A 17,801-nucleotide genomic window follows, 5' to 3' on the forward strand; every position below is an offset into this window, starting at 1 on the left:
GTGGCGCCGCAACAGGCACCGGATAGCTAATACTGCACCAGTATCGTCACGCGCCGGTTTGCTGCGCGAGCTGCCGCGTCGTCGCCAAGCAACAGAGGGATATTGTCGGAGTGGCCGATGGCCGCCAGCCGCTGCGGTTCGATGCCTCGGTCCACCAGGAACCGCACCACGGCGCCGGCGCGTGCCGACGACAGTTCCCAGTTGGATTCGTATTTGGCGTTGGAGATCGGTGAACTGTCGGTGTGACCTTCCACCAGGATGTTGTGAGTGGAGTAGCCCTTCAACGCCGCAGCCACCTGATCGAGCACGCTGGTCGAGTCCGGCAGCAAGTGCGCATCGCCCGCGCGAAACAGGATTTTTGCATTGATGCTGATTTCCACGCTGCCCGATTCTTCGTCGATATTGATCTGGCCTCTGTCGCGCAGCGCTCTCAGGAGCGACAACAACCCGGCCCGCACCGCTTCCTGTTTGCCGTTCGCCGCGCCATGTGCAGCGATGCCGGCAGCGCTCCTGTCGTTCTTGACGCTGCGCGCGGATTCGAGAAGCTTGATTTCCAGTTCGTGGTACTTCGCCAGCTGGATCGCATACAGCGCCAGAAACAGCACCATCAGCGTGGTGACAAGATCCGAGTACGAGAGAAGCCAGCGCTCGGGGCGAGCCTCGGCGTCATCGTCCAGCTTCGGATTGGGCTTTTCGCCTGCGAGAGCCATGCGTGCTATGCCAGCAATGCTTTTGAGCGCTCGCGCACGTCGCCGGTGAGGCGCGTCTCGATGGTTTGCGGCGACTCCCGGCGCGAGATGGCAAGCAGTCCATCGAAATACAGTTTCCGGTAGCGCAGTTCGCTATCCACCTGCGCCTTGATCTTGCCGTAGATGGGCAGGAACAGTATGTTGGCGAGCGCGAGGCCGTAGAGCGTCGTCACGAAGGCGACCGCCACACCTTGGCCGAGTCTCTCGGGCTCGAGAATGTGCCCCGTCACCTGGATCAGGCCTAGCACGGCGCCGAGGATGCCGAAGGTCGGTGCGTAGCCGCCCGCTTGCAGCCAGATCCGCGCCGCGGCCATGTGGTTGCGCTCGTAGGCATCCAGTTCGCGTTGCAATGCGTCTTCGATCACAGCGGTGGAGACGCCATTGGCGATCAGCTCGAGCCCGCGTTTGGCAAACGGATGAATGCCTGCCGGGTCCATCGATTCGAACGCGAGCATGCCGTTCAGCTTGGCTTTGTGTCCCCATTCGAGCAGCACAGAGAGGTTTTCCTGATCGACCGGTTTGGCGGCGATGAAGGCGAAGCGAAGCTGCCTGACACCATCGGCAAAGCGGCCCCAACTGTTCTGAACCATCACGGCGCCGATCGTGCCGCCCAGCACGATCACGAGCGCCTCAAGCTGGAACAGCGACGCAAACCGTCCACCTTCCAGCGCAAAGCCCAGCACAATGGCCGCGATGCCCACAACCGCGCCACACAGCGTCAGGAAATCCATACAAGACCTCGACAATTCAATTGAAGGATTGTGCGTTGGACCGGTTCAATGGCACGCGGCGGGCTAGATGGGCGACCCGATCGGGACCGATGGATTCACTGAAGGCGATTTGATGCTCTTCACCAGCTCGAGAAAGCGCTGCTCGATCTCCGGGATCTCGAGCGGATCGATCTTGATGTCGCGTCGCATGATCCACGAAATCTCCTTCTGGCGCGCCTGCGTCATGACCGAGAGCAGCCGGTCGGCGATCGTCTGATCAGTCATCGTGGCAAGCAGCTTGGCGAGGTCGTAGGTGTCGAACGCACTCACGGCGTCGAACAGCGTCCGCTGGTCGACAAACTCGAGATCGCCTAGCGATTCGAGCTGGCTGGGGGTACGTATTTTTCGCTTCGAGAAATAGGCCGTGCCGTGCTCTTCGACGTAGTTCAGCACCTTGCTCTTGCGAAACGCAAAGATATCCTCAGCGATTTCCGAGTGGGAAAGCTTCTTGAGAATCAGCTGCTTTTCGACACCGATCAACGCTTCCAGATCGGACAGTTCGATCAGCTCGAGTTCACCGGTGATCGCGAGATCCAGTTCGTGATCGGCCACTTGCTGGGCGCGCTCGATGAGGCGGATCGGGTCAAAACTGACCATATGTCGGCCCGCTGCACCGTCTTCGCTCGCGACCCCGCCCTTGCCGATGTACTCGGGGCGTCCTGCATCGAAGCTCACCAGATTGAGTTTTTCCATCCGTTTGAGCATGGCCATTACGTGCAAACGGGAATGGCCTGCAATTGCGCGGCACTTCCTGATGACCTCGGCGAGCGGCACCGACACTTCTTCGCCCGGCGCGCGGCGCGCACGGCTCTGGGTATCGGCGCCGGCCATCAGAGCCAGCACGTGCGCATAGGAGAGAACACCGGGCAGGAAGTCGGCATGCGTATAGGTTGCGAGCAATTCGTCCTTGCGCCTCGTGCGGCGAATCATCGTGCGTACCAGATGGCGCAGCAGAGGCGAGACGCGCTCCATTTCCTCCTCGACGACGCTGGTTTCGATGACGGTCAAACGGCAGAAGGTGAGCGCCTTTGCGGTGGAACCACGTGGCTCGGACGGCAGTAGCGCCGATTCGCCGAAGATTTCGCCCTTGCCCAGGGTTGCGAGGATCACCCGCTTTTCGTCGCACTGTGTGGAGATTTCGACTTTGCCGTCGGCAATGACGTAGAGGGCTGAGGTCCCGACATAGCCCTCGGAGAAGATGACTTCGCCCGGAGCCGCGGTCCGCGACCTTGACGACTGTTGCTGATTCAATGTGTTCCCCTGCGGAGTGTTTGGCCCTGCTCAAGCGGTCTCTGCGGACTCGCTGACTGGCGGCATATTTTGCTGCCGCTTACCCGTGTATAACGACTTTTTTGCCGATTTCTTTAGCGCGGGGATACACTTTAATAAATGCCGCAACCTCAGACGGGGCGGGCTTGTGCGAGGACAGGAGGGCGCGCGATGCGCAGAAAATCCTTTCGGTCCCTTACGCAAACGTTTGGCGTTCGGCTCTACTCGTAGAGTGCCTGTGACGACGGCTTTGCCGGACGGTGGAGTCAACGCAGGGTGATACACAGTGCATCATACGAATGCAAAGTAATCCTGATTAATCAGGGGGATAAGCCTGATGCGCTGCATTGGCCGGATGGAATTCTTCGACCGTTGCGTCGGCGCCGCGGCGAGTGACGCGAAAACCTGCGGGCCGACAGCGCCCGCTTGCGCTCAGTCCGCGATGCGCTTGTCCGCCAGCGCATACTGGCAGTCACCCAGCACCTGGGTGACGAGCCGCGCCTGGAAGTCGAGGTCGTCGGTGTCGAGGATTTCTTCGACAGCGTCACGGGCCCACTCCGCTTCGACAAAGTGTGCGTGCCGGGCGGCGATCTCCAGCGCCATCGCGGAGAGTTTGGCGACGCTCAGCCAGTCAGCTTCCCGTAAGTGACGGTCGAGCCACTTGTGGGCCGCCTGCACGTGGAAGGAGGGTTCCGGCCAGGTCTCATTGAGGTAATAGGCGCCGAGGCTCCCGCAGGTGAGCCAGCAAAGCAGTTCCACGCGATCGCGTGGGCTCAGATGGAGGCGTACATCACTCATGGCGATACCCGCTACGACAAGTTGCGTTCGGTTCCCGACGGTGCGCGAACCGTCCTGAGATGCAACCCAACGATAGCACGCGGTGGCCGGATTCAGGAACACCTTGTGCTTATCGGCCACAACGCGGCCACGGCGATTGTGCTCAGAAGTTGTATTGCAGGTAAATTTCGCTGAAATTGACGCCAGGGTTGGGGTGCTCGAGGCCCGCGTTCGACAGATGCTGGAAGCGGAAACCGGCCTGGTATTGCTGATGGCCGCCGAACTGCGCACCCACGCCGATCATATCGGCGAACTGGAACGACGACGAGAAGGTGCGGTCCTCCGTCTCCCGTACATGGTCCAGCAGGCGCACTCCGACACCGCCTTCAATATACGGCCGGAACCATCCCGAGCTCTTGATGAAGCGAAACACCGGCGTCAGACCGAATTCCCAGATGTCGGGGTGGGCGGCATCGGATTCCCGGATGTCCCAATAGGCGACGTGCGCCTCGCCGACGACGGTGAAGTGATATCCGCCGATTTCCCACCAGGTTAAACCGGGGTCCCAGACAAAGCCGAGATCGGCTTTTTTTACATCATGGTCCGCGACGCCTCCGGAAATTTGCACACCGAATTCGTCGGCATGAGCCGCTGCTGCACCGACAGTTAGCGCGCAAAACACTAAGGCGCGGAAAAGTTTTCCTGGCAGAGGTTGCTTGCTGGTTCGCATTGGGATTTCCGACCGCTCGAGTAAATTGTTTTATCGGCAGATGCTTATTGTTTAGACACGCGCTGCAAGCTCGCCGTTAATCGTCTCATGGCTGCTGCTTGTCGACGTGTTGCCCTTTACGGGCCCTGCCTCGTGCTAATTGCGCAATCGGCCGTTTGCGCGATGAATTCGCTGTCTGAAAGACGAAGGGCATTCTAGAGCCATACGGGCGGGCTGAATATTCGCGCCGCGGCAAATCACTGTGTTCAATGTGGCAACGATCGGGATGGAGTTGTCTCTAGAATCCGTTCGCATATTCGTCAGAGCATTAATCTGGTTGCGCTAGCAAGCATCAGACCCGCGGCGGCTTGACTGAACCACCTGGGAATGAGCACTGCCGTTCTATTTGGCGATTTTTTGCAGTCTAGCCGAGCCGCGAGAATCGTGCATTTTCGGCGCGCGTTATTACTGCGCGCATGCTCGACGCCATGCTTTAAGGATGCGGCCTTTTCCGTCGCTTCAATTTGCTGAAGCTGCGCGCGCCTGACTCAGCTTGATCGCAGGAACCAGCATCACCGAGAGTACGGAAAACACGGTGATGACCAGAATGGACGTGAAAGTCAGATGCAGCGATTGATGGAGCGCGAGCCGCACGGCCGCGCCACTTGCAGTATTGCCCGGCGCCGAGTCGAGAATCTGCCGGAGCTGGTCCGCGGTCACGGCGGCGATCGTGGATGAATGCGCGAGCCCGTAATTCAGCACCGCGCCGAACATGGCAGCGCCGAGCGTGCTGCCGAGATTGCGCGAGAACAGATTCGACGCAGTCGCACTGCCGCGTTCCGACGGCTCGACGATTTCCTGGATCAGGATCAGCGAACTGACGCTGACAATCCCCATGCCGAAGCCGATTACCAGCGAGCCGATCCCCGCGAGCACCGGACTGCTGTCCGGGTTCAGCGTCGCGAAGAACACGCCCCCGAGCGGCAAAAACACACTGCCGCCGATCAGCGTGCGCCGCAAGCCGAGCCGATGAAACGAGCGGGCCGCCAGCGTTGCACCGCTCGGCCAGCCCAGCATGATCATGGTTAAGGCGAGGCCGGCGACCACTGGCGAGCGGCCCAGTACACCCTGCACGTACATTGGCAGAAAACTGGTCAGGCCCATCAGCGCCATGCCCGACAGCACGGTGGCGACATTGCAGGCGGCGATGGGCCGGTGACCCCACAAGGCAAATGAAATCATCGGGTCGGCGGCGCGGCGCTCCTGCCACACGAACAGGACCCCGCAGACGACGAACAGCGCGAATTCGAATGCCACCAGCGCGTCGCTGGAACTGCCCACGTCGGTGAGGCCCATCATCAGCGCGCCGATCGATACGGTGAAGAGGGTGGCGCCTGCGAAGTCGATGGACGGGCGCCCGTGCCTTTCATGTTCGTGCAGGAACGCAAGAAAGCCGGCCGCGGAGGCGAGTCCGATCGGAATGTTGATCCAGAAGATCCACGCCCACGACAGGTCGCGAATCAGCAGGCCACCGGCCATCGGACCGATCACGGCAGCGATGGCCCAGACGCTCGCGAGGTAGCCCTGGATCTTGCCGCGTTCGCGTGCGGGGTACAGATCGCCGACGATCGTGAGCGTGACGGGCTGGATGGCTCCGGCGCCGACGCCTTGTATCAGTCGGAACACGATCATCGCCGGCATCGACCACGCGAAGCCCGCGAGCACCGAACCCACCAGAAAGATGACGATGCCGATCAGGACAATGGGCTTGCGGCCGTACAGGTCCGCGAGTTTGCCGAACACGACCGTCATCGCGGTCTGCGCGAGCAGGAATGACGAGAAGACCCAACTGTAGAGATGCAGGCCGCCGAGCTGCGTGACGATCTGCGGCATGGCGGTGGAGACGATGGTGGCTTCGATGGCGACCATTGCCATGGAGGCCATCACCGCGGCGATGACCAGGGGCCGTACTGTCTTGGGGTGCTGTGACATGCCGTCTATATAGAAGAATGGGGATCGCGCGGCTTCTCGAGGCCGCTCGAACGCGCAGGCGGTTTGCCCGGGGTGTCAGCTTTCTGGAAGGTGCGGGCCTGAACGCTTTGACACCGGCCTTGACGCGACACTACGCAGCGTTCGCTTAAGCGCGAGTACGGATGTTACCGCTACATCGGTGCTGCTGCTTGCGCCGTGCCAGGGACTTGGACTGCACGGCGGTGCAATAAGATGGTGCGACGCACCACAACGTTGCACCAACTCAATTCATGCTGCGCCGGAAGAGCGCGCGACTCATCGCGAGAACGCAGAGCGCGGTCGCGAAGAAACCCCTGTTTTCACGCGCAAATTCACTGGTTCAGGTCCTTGGCCGGTGCGTCGCTCAGCCTTATTCCACAGCGCTTCGCCAGGATCACGCGAGCATCGGCCGCGAGCGTCGGCGCGGTTCGCATCGTCAGCCCGGCTGCGCTCATGGCATATCTATTGCATTGCAACGTAGCGAGGCCAACGACGGCCTCAACGTATCGCACACTTGAGGGGCTGCCCGTCTAAAGCGGCCCACAGGGACAACGGCGTCCCGAGTACCCAGAAGCCACCGAGATATCGGAGCGCACTGGGCACTCGGGACGCTTTTTTTTTGCACTCCATTTTTTTTGCCGCGAATTTTTCAACGCCTTCACCCTGCGAGAGAGACCCATGAAACACCTATTGGATTCGTTAAAAAGCGGCAACTGGCGTGCGTTGTTAGCGTGCTTTCTATACTTCGACACCGGGTTCACCGTGTGGGTGATGTTTGGCCCGTTGGCACCGTTCATCCACAAGGACATTGCGATGTCGCCCGCGGAACTGGGTTTCCTCGTCGCGGTGCCGGTGCTGGGTGCGGCCATTCTGCGGGTGACGCTCGGCAACCTGTACCAGGCTTACGACGGCCGCCGTATCGCCTTGCTTGGTGTGGCGCTCTCCGCGCTGCCTTCAGTTGTCCTACTGTTGTCGCCGACGCCGCCGTCCTACGTGACGCTGCTGGTGCTCGGCGTGTTCCTCGGCGTAGGCGGCGCAAGTTTTGCCGTGGCCTTGCCGATGGCAGGCAGCAACTATCCGCCGAAGGTGCAAGGCCTCGTGCTCGGCCTCGCCGCCGCGGGCAATATCGGCGCGGTGCTCGACGGCTTCATGTTCCCCAGTCTCGCGGACCACTTCGGGTGGGCCAAAGCGGCCGGCGCGGCGCTGCCGTTGCTGGCTCTCGCGGCGGTCGCGCTGTTCTTCTGGGCGAAGGACCTCGGCGCGAAAACGGGTAGCGCGCCGCGCGCTTTCCGCAGTTTCTGCGTCACCCTGGGCGGACTGATCGCGCTTGTTCTGGCCGTGCATGCGGGTGTTTTTGGCGGCGGAAAAACGGGGGTATTACTGCTGCCCGTGCTGGGTGCGCTGCTTGCCATCGCGGTGTTGCCGAAGCATTACCGCAGCGTGCTGGCTGAAGGCGACACGTGGGTCGTGATGCTCGTCTACAGCATCACCTTCGGCGGCTTCGTCGGCATGTCGTCTTACGTGACGACGCTGCTGGTGTCGCTCTATCAGTTACCCAAGCTCGAAGCGGGGCTCTTCATGTCGCTGCTCGCGTTTACTGGCGCACTGGTGCGTCCGATTGGCGGCCTGATCGCCGACCGCATCTCCGGTGTGCGCGCTCTCGTGTTGCTGCTTGCCGGTATTTCGCTGTGCGACTTCGCGTTCGCCGCATGGATGCCGCCGCTCGGAGCCGGCATCGCATTGCTGGTGGTCACCTATCTGTGCTTCGGCCTTGGCAACGGCGCCACCTTCCAGCTCGTGCCGCAACGCTGGAAGGGCAAGACCGGCCTGATGTCGGGGATCGTTGGCGCGGCCGGCGGGATCGGCGGCTTCTATCTGCCGGTCATCATGGGGATGGCCAAGGAAAGCACGGGCAGTTACCAGATGGGCTTCGCGACCTTTGGCGTGATCTCGGCGCTCGCCTTCGCGCTGGTCGTGCTGCATCGTGCCCGTTGGCTCAAATGGGCGCTACCGGCCGAGGGTCTGGTGGTGGCCAATCCGCTTTCGACACCGGCGGGTGTGCGCGCCGATAGCGGTGCGTGAGCGAGCGGGAAGTGGAACGTATGGACAGTTGTTGCCCCGAATTCAACCGCTGAACGGCTGGATGATCCACGGGACGCTTTTTTATTTGCCGGACGAAAATCATGTCGCGAACCGAGCTGGAAACTGACGAAACCCCTGTCATGAACGTTGTGGTCGTCGGCCACGGGATGGTGGGACACAAGCTCCTCGAATCTCTGGTGGATGACGCGCGTTGCGCGCTGCACATCACCGTGCTGTGCGAAGAGCCGCGCCCTGCTTACGACCGCGTGCATCTGTCCGAATTCTTCTCGGGCAAGTCCGCTGAAGACCTGTCGCTGGTCAAGCCCGGCTTCTTCGAACGCGAGAACGTACTGCTCAAGCTCAACGCGAAGGCGGTAGCGGTCGATCGCGCGGCGCGCACCGTGACAATCTCGACCGGTGAAACGCTGTCGTACGACAAACTGGTGCTCGCCACCGGTTCGACACCTTTCGTGCCGCCAATTAAAGGCAACGATCGTCAGGACTGCTTCGTCTATCGCACCATAGAAGATCTCGAAGCCATGCAGGCTTGCGGTGCGCGCGCCAGGACCGGGGTGGTGGTGGGCGGCGGCCTGCTCGGGCTCGAATGCGCCAAGGCGCTGCACGATATGGGGCTGGCGGCACACGTCGTCGAGTTTGCACCGCGCCTGATGGCGGTACAGGTGGACGACGGCGGCGGCCGGGTTCTGCGCAGCAAGATCGAGGAACTGGGCGTGCAGGTTCTCACCGGCAAGCAGACGCTCGAGATCGTCGACGGCGAAGCGGGCACGCACCGCATGCAGTTTGCCGACGGCACGCATCTCGACACCGACATGATCGTGTTTTCCGCAGGCATCCGTCCGCGCGACGAGATCGCACGCGCTTGCGGCCTCGAACTGGGCCCGCGCGGCGGCATTGCGATCGACGACACCTGCCGGACCAGCGACCCCGACATCTTCGCCATTGGCGAGTGCGCCGCGTGGAACGGCATGGTGTATGGCCTCGTCGCGCCGGGTTACGAAATGGCGCGCATCGCGGCACGGCAACTGCTCGGCGACGAGGCCGGCTTTGCAGGCGCGGACATGAGCACCAAGCTTAAGCTGATGGGCGTGGATGTGGCGAGCATCGGCGATGCGCACGGCAAGACGCCGGGTAGCCGCTCGTACCAGTTCAGCGACGAGCGCAAGCAGGTCTACAAGAAGCTGGTGGTATCCGAGTGCGGCAAGCAACTGCTCGGCGCGGTGATGGTGGGCGATGCGGCCGAATACGGCACGCTGCTGCAGATGATGCTGAACCGCATCGAGCTGCCTGAAGCACCGGAATTCCTGATTTTGCCCGCCAGCGACGGCAAGACGAAGCCAGGGCTCGGCGTTGACGCATTGCCCGAAGGCGCGCAGATCTGCTCGTGCAACAACGTCTCCAAGGGCGAAATCTGCGCGGCAGTGTGTGCCGGCGCCACCAGCATCGGCGCCCTCAAGACGGCGACCTGTGCCGGCACCTCGTGCGGCGGTTGCGTACCGCTCGTCACGCAGGTGATGAAAGCCGAAATGAAGAAGCAGGGCATGGCGGTCAACAACCACATATGCGAGCACTTCCCGTACTCGCGCCAGGAACTGCATCACATCGTGCGCGTCGAGCGCATCAGGAGCTTCGGCGCACTGCTCGAAAAGCACGGCCACGGTCTGGGCTGCGATATCTGCAAGCCCGTCGCCGCCAGCATTCTCGCCTCGTGCTGGAACGAGTTCGTGCTGAAGAAGGAACACGCGAGCCTGCAGGACTCGAACGATTACTACCTCGCCAACATCCAGCGCGACGGCACCTATTCCGTAGTGCCGCGCATGCCGGGTGGCGAGGTCACGCCAGAGGGACTCATCGCCGTTGGGCAGGTGGCGAAGAAATACGGCCTCTATACGAAGATCACCGGCGGCCAGCGCGTCGACCTGTTCGGCGCCCGTGTCGACCAGTTGCCGCTGATCTGGGAAGAACTGATCGCAGCCGGTTTCGAATCGGGTCACGCCTATGGCAAGTCGTTGCGCACGGTGAAGTCGTGTGTGGGCTCGACGTGGTGCCGCTATGGCGTCGGCGACTCGGTCGGACTCGCAGTTGCGATGGAAAACCGCTACAAGGGTCTGCGCTCGCCGCACAAGCTCAAGTTCGGCGTGTCGGGCTGCACCCGCGAATGTGCGGAGGCGCAAGGCAAGGATGTCGGCATCATCGCCACCGAGAAGGGCTGGAATCTCTACGTATGCGGCAACGGCGGCATGAAGCCGCGCCACGCGGAACTGCTGGCAGCGGATCTCGATCGCGAGACGCTCACGCGTTACATCGACCGTTTCCTGATGTTCTATGTTCGCACGGCCGACCGTCTGCAGCGCACCAGCGTATGGCGCGACAACCTCGAAGGCGGCCTCGACTATCTGATCGACGTCGTTGTCCACGACAAGCTGGGTCTCGCGGCGGAACTGGAAGCGGACATGCAGAACGTGATCGATACGTACGAATGCGAGTGGAAAAAGGCGGTGACCGATCCCGAGACACGTAAGCGCTTCCGTCATTTCGTCAACAGCGACAAGCTCGACGAGAACGTGACCTTTGTCGAGGAACGCGGCCAGATCCGTCCTGCGACACCGACAGAGCGCGAGACCGCCAGGCAGTTTCCAGTTCCCGTGGTCGTCGAGACCGTTTGAATCCAGCGTCATGCATCTCGAGGAGTCCTTGATGAACAACGATCGAAATACGCCTGACTGGGTGCCGGTTTGCGCGCTCGACGACATCGTGCCCGATACCGGCGTCTGCGCGCTGGTGGCCGGACGGCAGGTGGCGGTGTTTAACGTCGCGCGCGGCGAGGGTGGGGTGTATGCCATCGACAACTACGATCCCTGTTCGCAGGCGGCGGTGCTGTCGCGCGGACTGATTGGCAACCTCGGTGAACGCATCGTGGTGGCTTCGCCGATCTACAAGCAGCACTTCGACCTGCGCACCGGCGAGTGTCTCGAAGCGCCCGAGCATTCGGTCAGCGCCTTCGCCGCGCAGGTCAGGGATGGCCGCGTATGGGTAGCGGTCTAATCGGGCCGGGGGCGTTCACGCAATGAGCAGCGCAAGCGTCAAGACGGTGTGCCCCTACTGCGGCGTCGGCTGCGGAATGGTGCTGCAGGTCGAGGATGGCCAGGTCGTCAAGATTGCCGGCGACAAGGAACATCCCACCAATTTCGGCCGGCTGTGTACCAAGGGGTCGTCGGCCCATGTCGCGCTAAGCAAGTCCGGACGCCTCGAAAACGCCTATGAACGACGCGAGCGCAACGGCGACCCGATTCCACTGCCGGTCGACCAGGTGATTGCCGACACCGGCCGCCGTCTGCGCGAAATCCTGGACACGTATGGCCCCGATGCGCTGTCGTTCTACGTATCGGGCCAGATGTCGATCGAGGCGCAGTACCTCGCCAACAAGCTCGCGAAGGGCTTTGTCGGCACCAACAATATCGAATCGAACTCGCGTCTGTGCATGGCAAGCGCCGGCAGCGGCTACAAGCTCTCGCTGGGCGCGGATGGTCCGCCGGGCTCGTACGAGGATTTCGACAAGGCCGATCTGTTCTTCGTGATCGGCGCCAACATGGCCGACTGTCACCCGATCCTCTATCTGCGCATGATGGATCGCGTCAAAGCCGGAGCCAGACTGATCGTGGTCGATCCGCGCCGCAATACGACCGCGGACAAGGCCGATCTCTTCATGCAGATCAAACCGGGCACCGATCTCGCGTTGCTGAACGGCCTGCTGTATCTGCTGCATCAGAACGGTCATACGGACCTCGAGTTCATCGCCACCGCAACGGAAGGCTGGGAGGCGATGCCGGCCTTTCTCGACGACTACACGCCGGAAAAAGTCGCGGCAATCACCGGCATCCCCGAGGCGGATATCCGCACCGCGGCGCAATGGATAGGCGAAGCACCGGAGTGGATGAGCTGCTGGACGATGGGTCTGAACCAGAGCACGCACGGCACCTGGAACACCAACGCCGTTTGCAATCTCCATCTGGCGACGGGCAAGATCTGCCGCCCCGGTAGCGGGCCGCTTTCGCTGACGGGCCAGCCCAATGCAATGGGCGGCCGTGAGATGGGCTACATGGGGCCGGGTTTGCCGGGGCAGCGCTCCGTGCTGGTGGAAGAAGACCGGGCGTTTATCGAGGACCTGTGGCAAGTGCCGCCCGGGACGCTGAAGACGGCAGTCGGGCAGGGCACTATCGACATGTTCTCGCGCATGGCGGACGGCGATATTAAGGCGTGCTGGATTATCTGCACCAATCCGGTCGCAAGCGTCGCCAACCGGCAGACTGTGATTGCCGGATTGCAGGCCGCGGAACTGGTAATCGCCCAGGACGCGTTTCTCGACACCGAAACCAATCGCTATGCCGACGTCCTCTTGCCTGGCGCGTTGTGGGCTGAGGCGGAAGGCGTGATGATCAACTCCGAGCGCAACATGACGCTCATGCAGAAGGCGATTGACCCGCCGGGTGCGGCGCTGCCCGACTGGCAGATCATCGCTCGGGTGGCCTGCGAAATGGGTTTTGCGGACGCGTTCAGCTATGCGTCGGCAGAGGAAGTGTTCGCGGAGATCACGCGAGCCTCGAACCCGAAGACCGGTTACGACCTGCGCGGCGCGAGCCACGCGCGGCTGCGTGAGTCGCCGCTGCAATGGCCCTGTTCGCCGGATGCGTCGGGGTTGTTAAGAGACCGCAATCCCGTGCGTTATCTGAACGATGGCATCAGTCAGCCGCTCAGGGAAGTGTCCGACGGCGTTCGTCCGGCGCTGGTCTTCCCGACCGCGAGCGGCAAAGCCGTGTTCTTCGCGCGGCCGCATACCGAGCCGGCTGAGATGCCGGTGCCGGAGTTTCCGATCGTCCTGAATACGGGGCGCCTGCAGCATCAATGGCACACCATGACGAAGACCGGCAAGGTGCCCATGCTGAACAAGCTCAATCCCAGGCCCTTCGTGGAGATCAATCCGGAAGACGCAGCCGCGCTTGGCATCGAGGCCAAAGACCGCGTCGAAGTGCGTTCGCGTCGTGGCCGTGCGGTACTGCCCGCCGTAGTGACCGATCGTGTGCAGGCGGGTGCCTGCTTTGCGCCGATGCACTGGAACGACGTATTCGGCGAAGACCTCTGCATCAACGCGCTGACCAACGATGCGGTCGATCCGATCTCACAGCAACCGGAACTCAAGTTCTGCGCGGTTGCGTTGAGCCGCGTCGCACCCGAACCCAGTGCGGCGGCCGATGACGCCGACGCTATCTCCTCCGGTATGGATGCCGCGGCCCCGCAGCTGGCGGCCGATGCCGGTTCGATCAAGGAAGGGGACATGTCCCGTATCGACGCTCTCGCCGCCATGCTCGGCATGCAGGACATGCCTGTGCCGCTGCTCGACGATGCACAACGTGCCTACGTGGCCGGTTTTATCAATGGCCTGCGCGCGAGCGCGGGTCCGCAGGCTCAGACGGACGGCGTGCCCGTGATGCCCGCCAGCGCGCCGTTGCCGACCGCCACCCGGCTCTGGTTCGACGGGATGCTGGCTGGACTGTATAGCCGCGCGGCTACGACAGCGCCTGGACTTGCCGATAACTCTTCTGGCGTCTCGTCCGATGCTGCGTTCGCTGCCCCCGCTGTGCGAATCGCGCGGGCACGTCCAAAGGTGCTGCTGCTGTGGGCATCGCAGACGGGCAATATCGAGTCGTTGACGGAACGCTACGCGACACAGTTGATGGAGTCGGGCTTCGAGATCCGCACTTCCTGCATGGCCGATTACGACGTGGCGACTTTGGCGAGGGCGCAGTACGTGCTGCTGATGTCGAGCACGTTCGGCGACGGCGATGCGCCAGATAACGGCGAGAGCTTCTGGAGCGCACTCAAGGCCGCCAACGCGCCGCGCCTCGACAACGTGCGCTACGCCGTGCTGGCCTTCGGCGATCGCAACTACGACCAGTTTTGCGGTCATGGCCGCAATCTCGATGCGCGCCTCGCCGAGCAGGGCGCGCTGCGTCTGCTGCCACGCACGGACTGCGACACGGAATTCGAACCCGCCGCCGATGCATGGCTCGAGCGGATCGTCGCCCGTATCAAGGAGGAGGACGCCGCATTACACGAGGTGCCGGCCGATGGCATGATCCCCTCGGTGTTACCCGGCGTGTTGCCCACCAAGGCTCATCCCGCCGCCTCGCGCCTCGTGAAGAATTTGCGGCTCAACAAGCACGGTGCGTCGAAGGATACGCGGTATTTTTCGTTGTCGACCGGCGATTCGGGCCTCGAATACGAGGTTGGCGACGCGCTCGGTGTGTGGCCGAGCAACTGTCCCGAACTGGTAGACGAACTGATCGGTTTGAGCGGGCTGGCAGCGGATGCGCCGGTGAATGTCAGCGGTATCGGCGATATGCGTCTTGCCGATGCACTCGCCAGGCACTACGAAATTGCCCGGCCGAATTCCGAGGCACTAGCCTTCATCGCCTCGCGCAGTCGCGACGGCGCGCTCGGCGCATTGCTGGCCGAAGACCGCAAGGCCGATCTGAAGAAATGGTTGTGGGGCCAACAACTGGCCGACGTGCTGCACGAGTTTCCCGTGACACTGACGGCGCCGGAGTTGCTCGGCATGCTCAAGCGCTTGCAACCGCGGCTCTATTCGATTGCGTCGAGCCCCAAGGCGCACGGGGGCGAAGTTCATCTGACCGTGTCCGCAGTCCGTTACAGCAACGGCCGACGCCAGCGTAAAGGGGTGTCCTCGACCTTCCTCGCCGATCGCGCCGGGGACATCAGCGTGCCGGTGTACGTGCAGAAATCCGCGCATTTCCGCCCGCCGCGCGACGGCGACACGCCGATGATCATGGTTGGCCCCGGCACCGGCGTCGCACCGTTCAGGGGCTTTCTGCACGAACGGCTGGCGCACGGGGATGCCGGCCGCAACTGGTTGTTCTTCGGCGAGCAGCATGCTGCGACCGACTTCTATTACGGTGACGAACTGGAGACGATGCGCACGAAAGGGCTGCTGACGCGGCTCGATCTGGCTTTTTCGCGGGACCAGCACGAGAAGATCTATGTCCAGGATCGCATGCGCGAACACGGTGGCGAGTTGTGGGCATGGCTCGAGTCCGGCGCGCATTTCTATGTGTGCGGCGATGCGAGCCGCATGGCGAAAGATGTCGACGCGGCGTTGAAGGCGGTCGTGGTCAGCCATGGCGGTATGAGCGATGAGAAGGCGCTCGAATACGTCAACCGGCTCGCGAGAGACAAGCGCTATGTGCGGGATGTTTATTGAAGTGACTCGGTGAGACATGTCGTGCGCAGAAGGCACCTTGGCGCATACCGGATCGGACCGATATGCCACATGCATCGCATACGTTTGCTCGCTCGTTTTCTACCGCGTCGATTCCGGTTATTCTCCTTCAGGCCGTCCGCGTGATCCGCGCAGCGGCCTACTCGATGCAAGGAGACTACCAGGTGACATCGACCGCTTCGGACGTTCCTCTCATCCCCCGCGCCGATCTGTTCGGCAATCCAGAGCGCACTGATGTCGAGATCAGTCCGGACGGGCGCTTTCTCTCCTGGCTGGCGCCGGTCAACGGCGTATTGAATGTCTGGGTCGCGCCGCTCGACGACCTGTCACTCGCCCGCGCGGTGACGAACGATACAAACCGAGGTCTACGGTTTCATCTCTGGACCTACGACGGTCATATCGTCTATCTGCAGGACGTCGAGGGCAACGAGGACTTCCATGTTCATGTAGTCGATCTGGATGCTGGCACCTGCCGCAACCTGACGCCTTTCGAAAGCGTTACGGTATCGATCGAGAGGGTGAGCCGAACTATCCGCGATCGCATCCTTGTGGGTATGAACCGCCGTGACCCAAAGTTCTTCGACCTGTACACGCTGAACCTCGCAACCGGCGAACTTGTGCTCGTCGAAGAAAATCCCGGCTTTGCAGGTTTTATTGTCGACCAGCATTACCGCCCGCACTTTGCCACTCGCCTCGCGAGCGACGGCTCCCAGGAGGTGCTCAGGCGCAATGCAGACGGTAGCTGGGACGAATGGATGCGGTTTGCGCCGGAAGAGACCAGGACATCTGGCCCGGGCCATCTCAGTGCCGACGGCTCAGCACTGTTCGTACTCGACAGTCGCGGCCGCAATACGACCGCCATGACGCGGATCGATCTTGCCAGCGGCACGACCGAAGTGGTGGCGGCCGATTCGCGCGCCGACCTTTTCGATTTCATTATGGATCCCGAAACATTTGAGCCACTGGCTTACAGGCTCAATCTGGAGCGCTCCACTTATGTCGCGATTGACCAGAAAATTCAGACCGACGTTGATTTCCTGAACGGCGCAGGGCTCGGCGAATGGCGGTTGCAAGGAGATACCGAGGACAACCGGCTATGGCTTATCGATGCAATTTCCGATCTGCGGCCCGGCACGACTTATCTGTATGACCGGCAGAGCCAGTCGCTGCACGTTCTGTTCGAACATCGCCCCGTCCTCAGCGCGGCGCCGCTCGCGCCAATGCATCCGGTGGTGATCCGCTCGCGCGACGGCTTCGATCTGGTTTCGTATCTCACGCGTCCCAACGGCGTGCAGCAGCCGGGTCCACTGGTGTTGCTGGTTCACGGTGGCCCCTGGGCCCGGGATATCTTCGGCTTCGAACCCGAGCATCAATGGCTGGCTAACCGCGGCTATATCGTGCTGAGCGTGAATTTCCGCAGTTCGATGGGGTTCGGGAAGCACTTCGTCAATGCTGGAGACGGTGAATGGGGCCGACGCATGGATGACGACCTGCTCGACGCCATAGCGTGGGCCGTTGAAAGCGGTATCGCAGATCCGTCGCGTGTCGCGATCATGGGCATCAGTTACGGTGGATATGCAGTGCTCGCGAGCATGACGCGCAATCCCGAGATGTATGCATGCGGGGTCGCGATTGTCGGGCCGTCCAATCTGGAAACACTGTTGGCGAGCGTCCCGCCTTACTGGGAGTCGTTCCGCAAGGAGTTCGTGCGAGCGATTGGAGACCCTTCGACGGAGGATGGCCGGGCGCTACTGCGCGAGCGCTCGCCGGTGCATCGTGCCGGTCGCATCTGCCGGCCGCTGCTGATCGGTCAGGGTGCGAACGACCCGCGCGTCAAGCGGGCTGAGAGCGATCAGATGGTGGATGCGATGAAGGCCAATGGTATTCCGGTGACCTACGTTCTGTATCCGGATGAAGGGCATGGTTTCGCGCGACCCGAAAACAACATCTCGTTCTACGCGATCACCGAGGCGTTTCTCGAACGGCATCTGGGTGGCCGTGCGGAGCCGATGCGGCAGGACGAATGGGACGGCTCGACTGCACAGATCCTGGAAGGGGCGGCGCTACTCGATTTGCCCGCGCGCCGCGAGGGGTAGTTAGGCAGATCGCATGGCGACGCGTGC

At 62.1% G+C, this 17,801-nt stretch carries 12 protein-coding genes; 5 read left to right on the forward strand and 7 right to left on the reverse strand.

Annotated features, from left to right (window positions below; genetic code table 11):
* Positions 1-26: 26 nt before the first annotated feature.
* The 7 genes from P3T17_RS04365 to P3T17_RS04395 all read right to left on the reverse strand — a co-directional run bounded on the left by P3T17_RS04365 (position 27) and on the right by P3T17_RS04395 (position 6,739).
* Entirely contained in the window at positions 27-710 is a 684-nt protein-coding gene (locus P3T17_RS04365) for an OmpA family protein (protein ID WP_429404910.1), read from the reverse strand.
* 5 nt (positions 711-715) lie between these two features.
* The gene (locus P3T17_RS04370) at positions 716-1,480 is read right to left on the reverse strand and encodes a flagellar motor protein (protein WP_074264473.1); all 765 of its coding nucleotides are present in this window, start codon (positions 1,478-1,480) and stop codon (positions 716-718) included.
* A 63-nt stretch (positions 1,481-1,543) separates the two neighbouring features.
* Entirely contained in the window at positions 1,544-2,770 is a 1,227-nt protein-coding gene (locus P3T17_RS04375) for a Crp/Fnr family transcriptional regulator (protein WP_429404912.1), read from the reverse strand.
* 450 nt (positions 2,771-3,220) lie between these two features.
* Positions 3,221-3,586 (reverse strand): hypothetical protein, encoded by a 366-nt coding sequence (locus tag P3T17_RS04380; RefSeq protein WP_074266053.1) that lies wholly within the window; start codon positions 3,584-3,586, stop codon positions 3,221-3,223.
* A gap of 142 nt (positions 3,587-3,728) precedes the next feature.
* The gene (locus P3T17_RS04385) at positions 3,729-4,295 is read right to left on the reverse strand and encodes an acyloxyacyl hydrolase (RefSeq protein ID WP_074264475.1); all 567 of its coding nucleotides are present in this window, start codon (positions 4,293-4,295) and stop codon (positions 3,729-3,731) included.
* 498 nt (positions 4,296-4,793) lie between these two features.
* The gene (locus P3T17_RS04390) at positions 4,794-6,266 is read right to left on the reverse strand and encodes an MDR family MFS transporter (RefSeq protein WP_074264476.1); all 1,473 of its coding nucleotides are present in this window, start codon (positions 6,264-6,266) and stop codon (positions 4,794-4,796) included.
* 350 nt (positions 6,267-6,616) lie between these two features.
* Positions 6,617-6,739 carry a hypothetical protein gene (locus tag P3T17_RS04395; protein WP_429404914.1) on the reverse strand — a complete coding sequence of 41 codons (123 nt, stop codon included), beginning with the start codon at positions 6,737-6,739 and terminating at the stop codon, positions 6,617-6,619.
* 223 nt (positions 6,740-6,962) lie between these two features.
* Between P3T17_RS04395 and P3T17_RS04400 the strand changes: the two genes are divergently transcribed.
* The 5 genes from P3T17_RS04400 (at position 6,963) to P3T17_RS04420 (ending at position 17,774) form a co-directional block, all read left to right on the forward strand.
* A complete protein-coding gene (locus P3T17_RS04400; RefSeq protein WP_429404915.1) occupies positions 6,963-8,366 on the forward strand; it encodes an MFS transporter in 1,404 nt (467 codons plus the stop codon).
* Positions 8,367-8,506: 140 nt separating this feature from the next.
* Positions 8,507-11,050: a nitrite reductase large subunit NirB gene (gene nirB, locus P3T17_RS04405; RefSeq protein WP_429405508.1), complete on the forward strand. Its 2,544-nt coding sequence runs from the start codon at positions 8,507-8,509 to the stop codon at positions 11,048-11,050.
* 31 nt (positions 11,051-11,081) lie between these two features.
* Entirely contained in the window at positions 11,082-11,429 is a 348-nt protein-coding gene (gene nirD / locus P3T17_RS04410) for a nitrite reductase small subunit NirD (protein ID WP_074264479.1), read from the forward strand.
* 22 nt (positions 11,430-11,451) lie between these two features.
* The gene (locus P3T17_RS04415) at positions 11,452-15,660 is read left to right on the forward strand and encodes a molybdopterin-dependent oxidoreductase (RefSeq protein WP_429404917.1); all 4,209 of its coding nucleotides are present in this window, start codon (positions 11,452-11,454) and stop codon (positions 15,658-15,660) included.
* Positions 15,661-15,722: 62 nt separating this feature from the next.
* Positions 15,723-17,774, forward strand: a complete 2,052-nt coding sequence (locus tag P3T17_RS04420; RefSeq protein ID WP_429404919.1) for a S9 family peptidase — start codon at positions 15,723-15,725, stop codon at positions 17,772-17,774.
* Positions 17,775-17,801 lie beyond the last annotated feature (27 nt).

Source organism: Paraburkholderia sp. GAS82 (assembly GCF_050436285.1).
Lineage (GTDB): Bacteria > Pseudomonadota > Gammaproteobacteria > Burkholderiales > Burkholderiaceae > Paraburkholderia > Paraburkholderia phenazinium_B.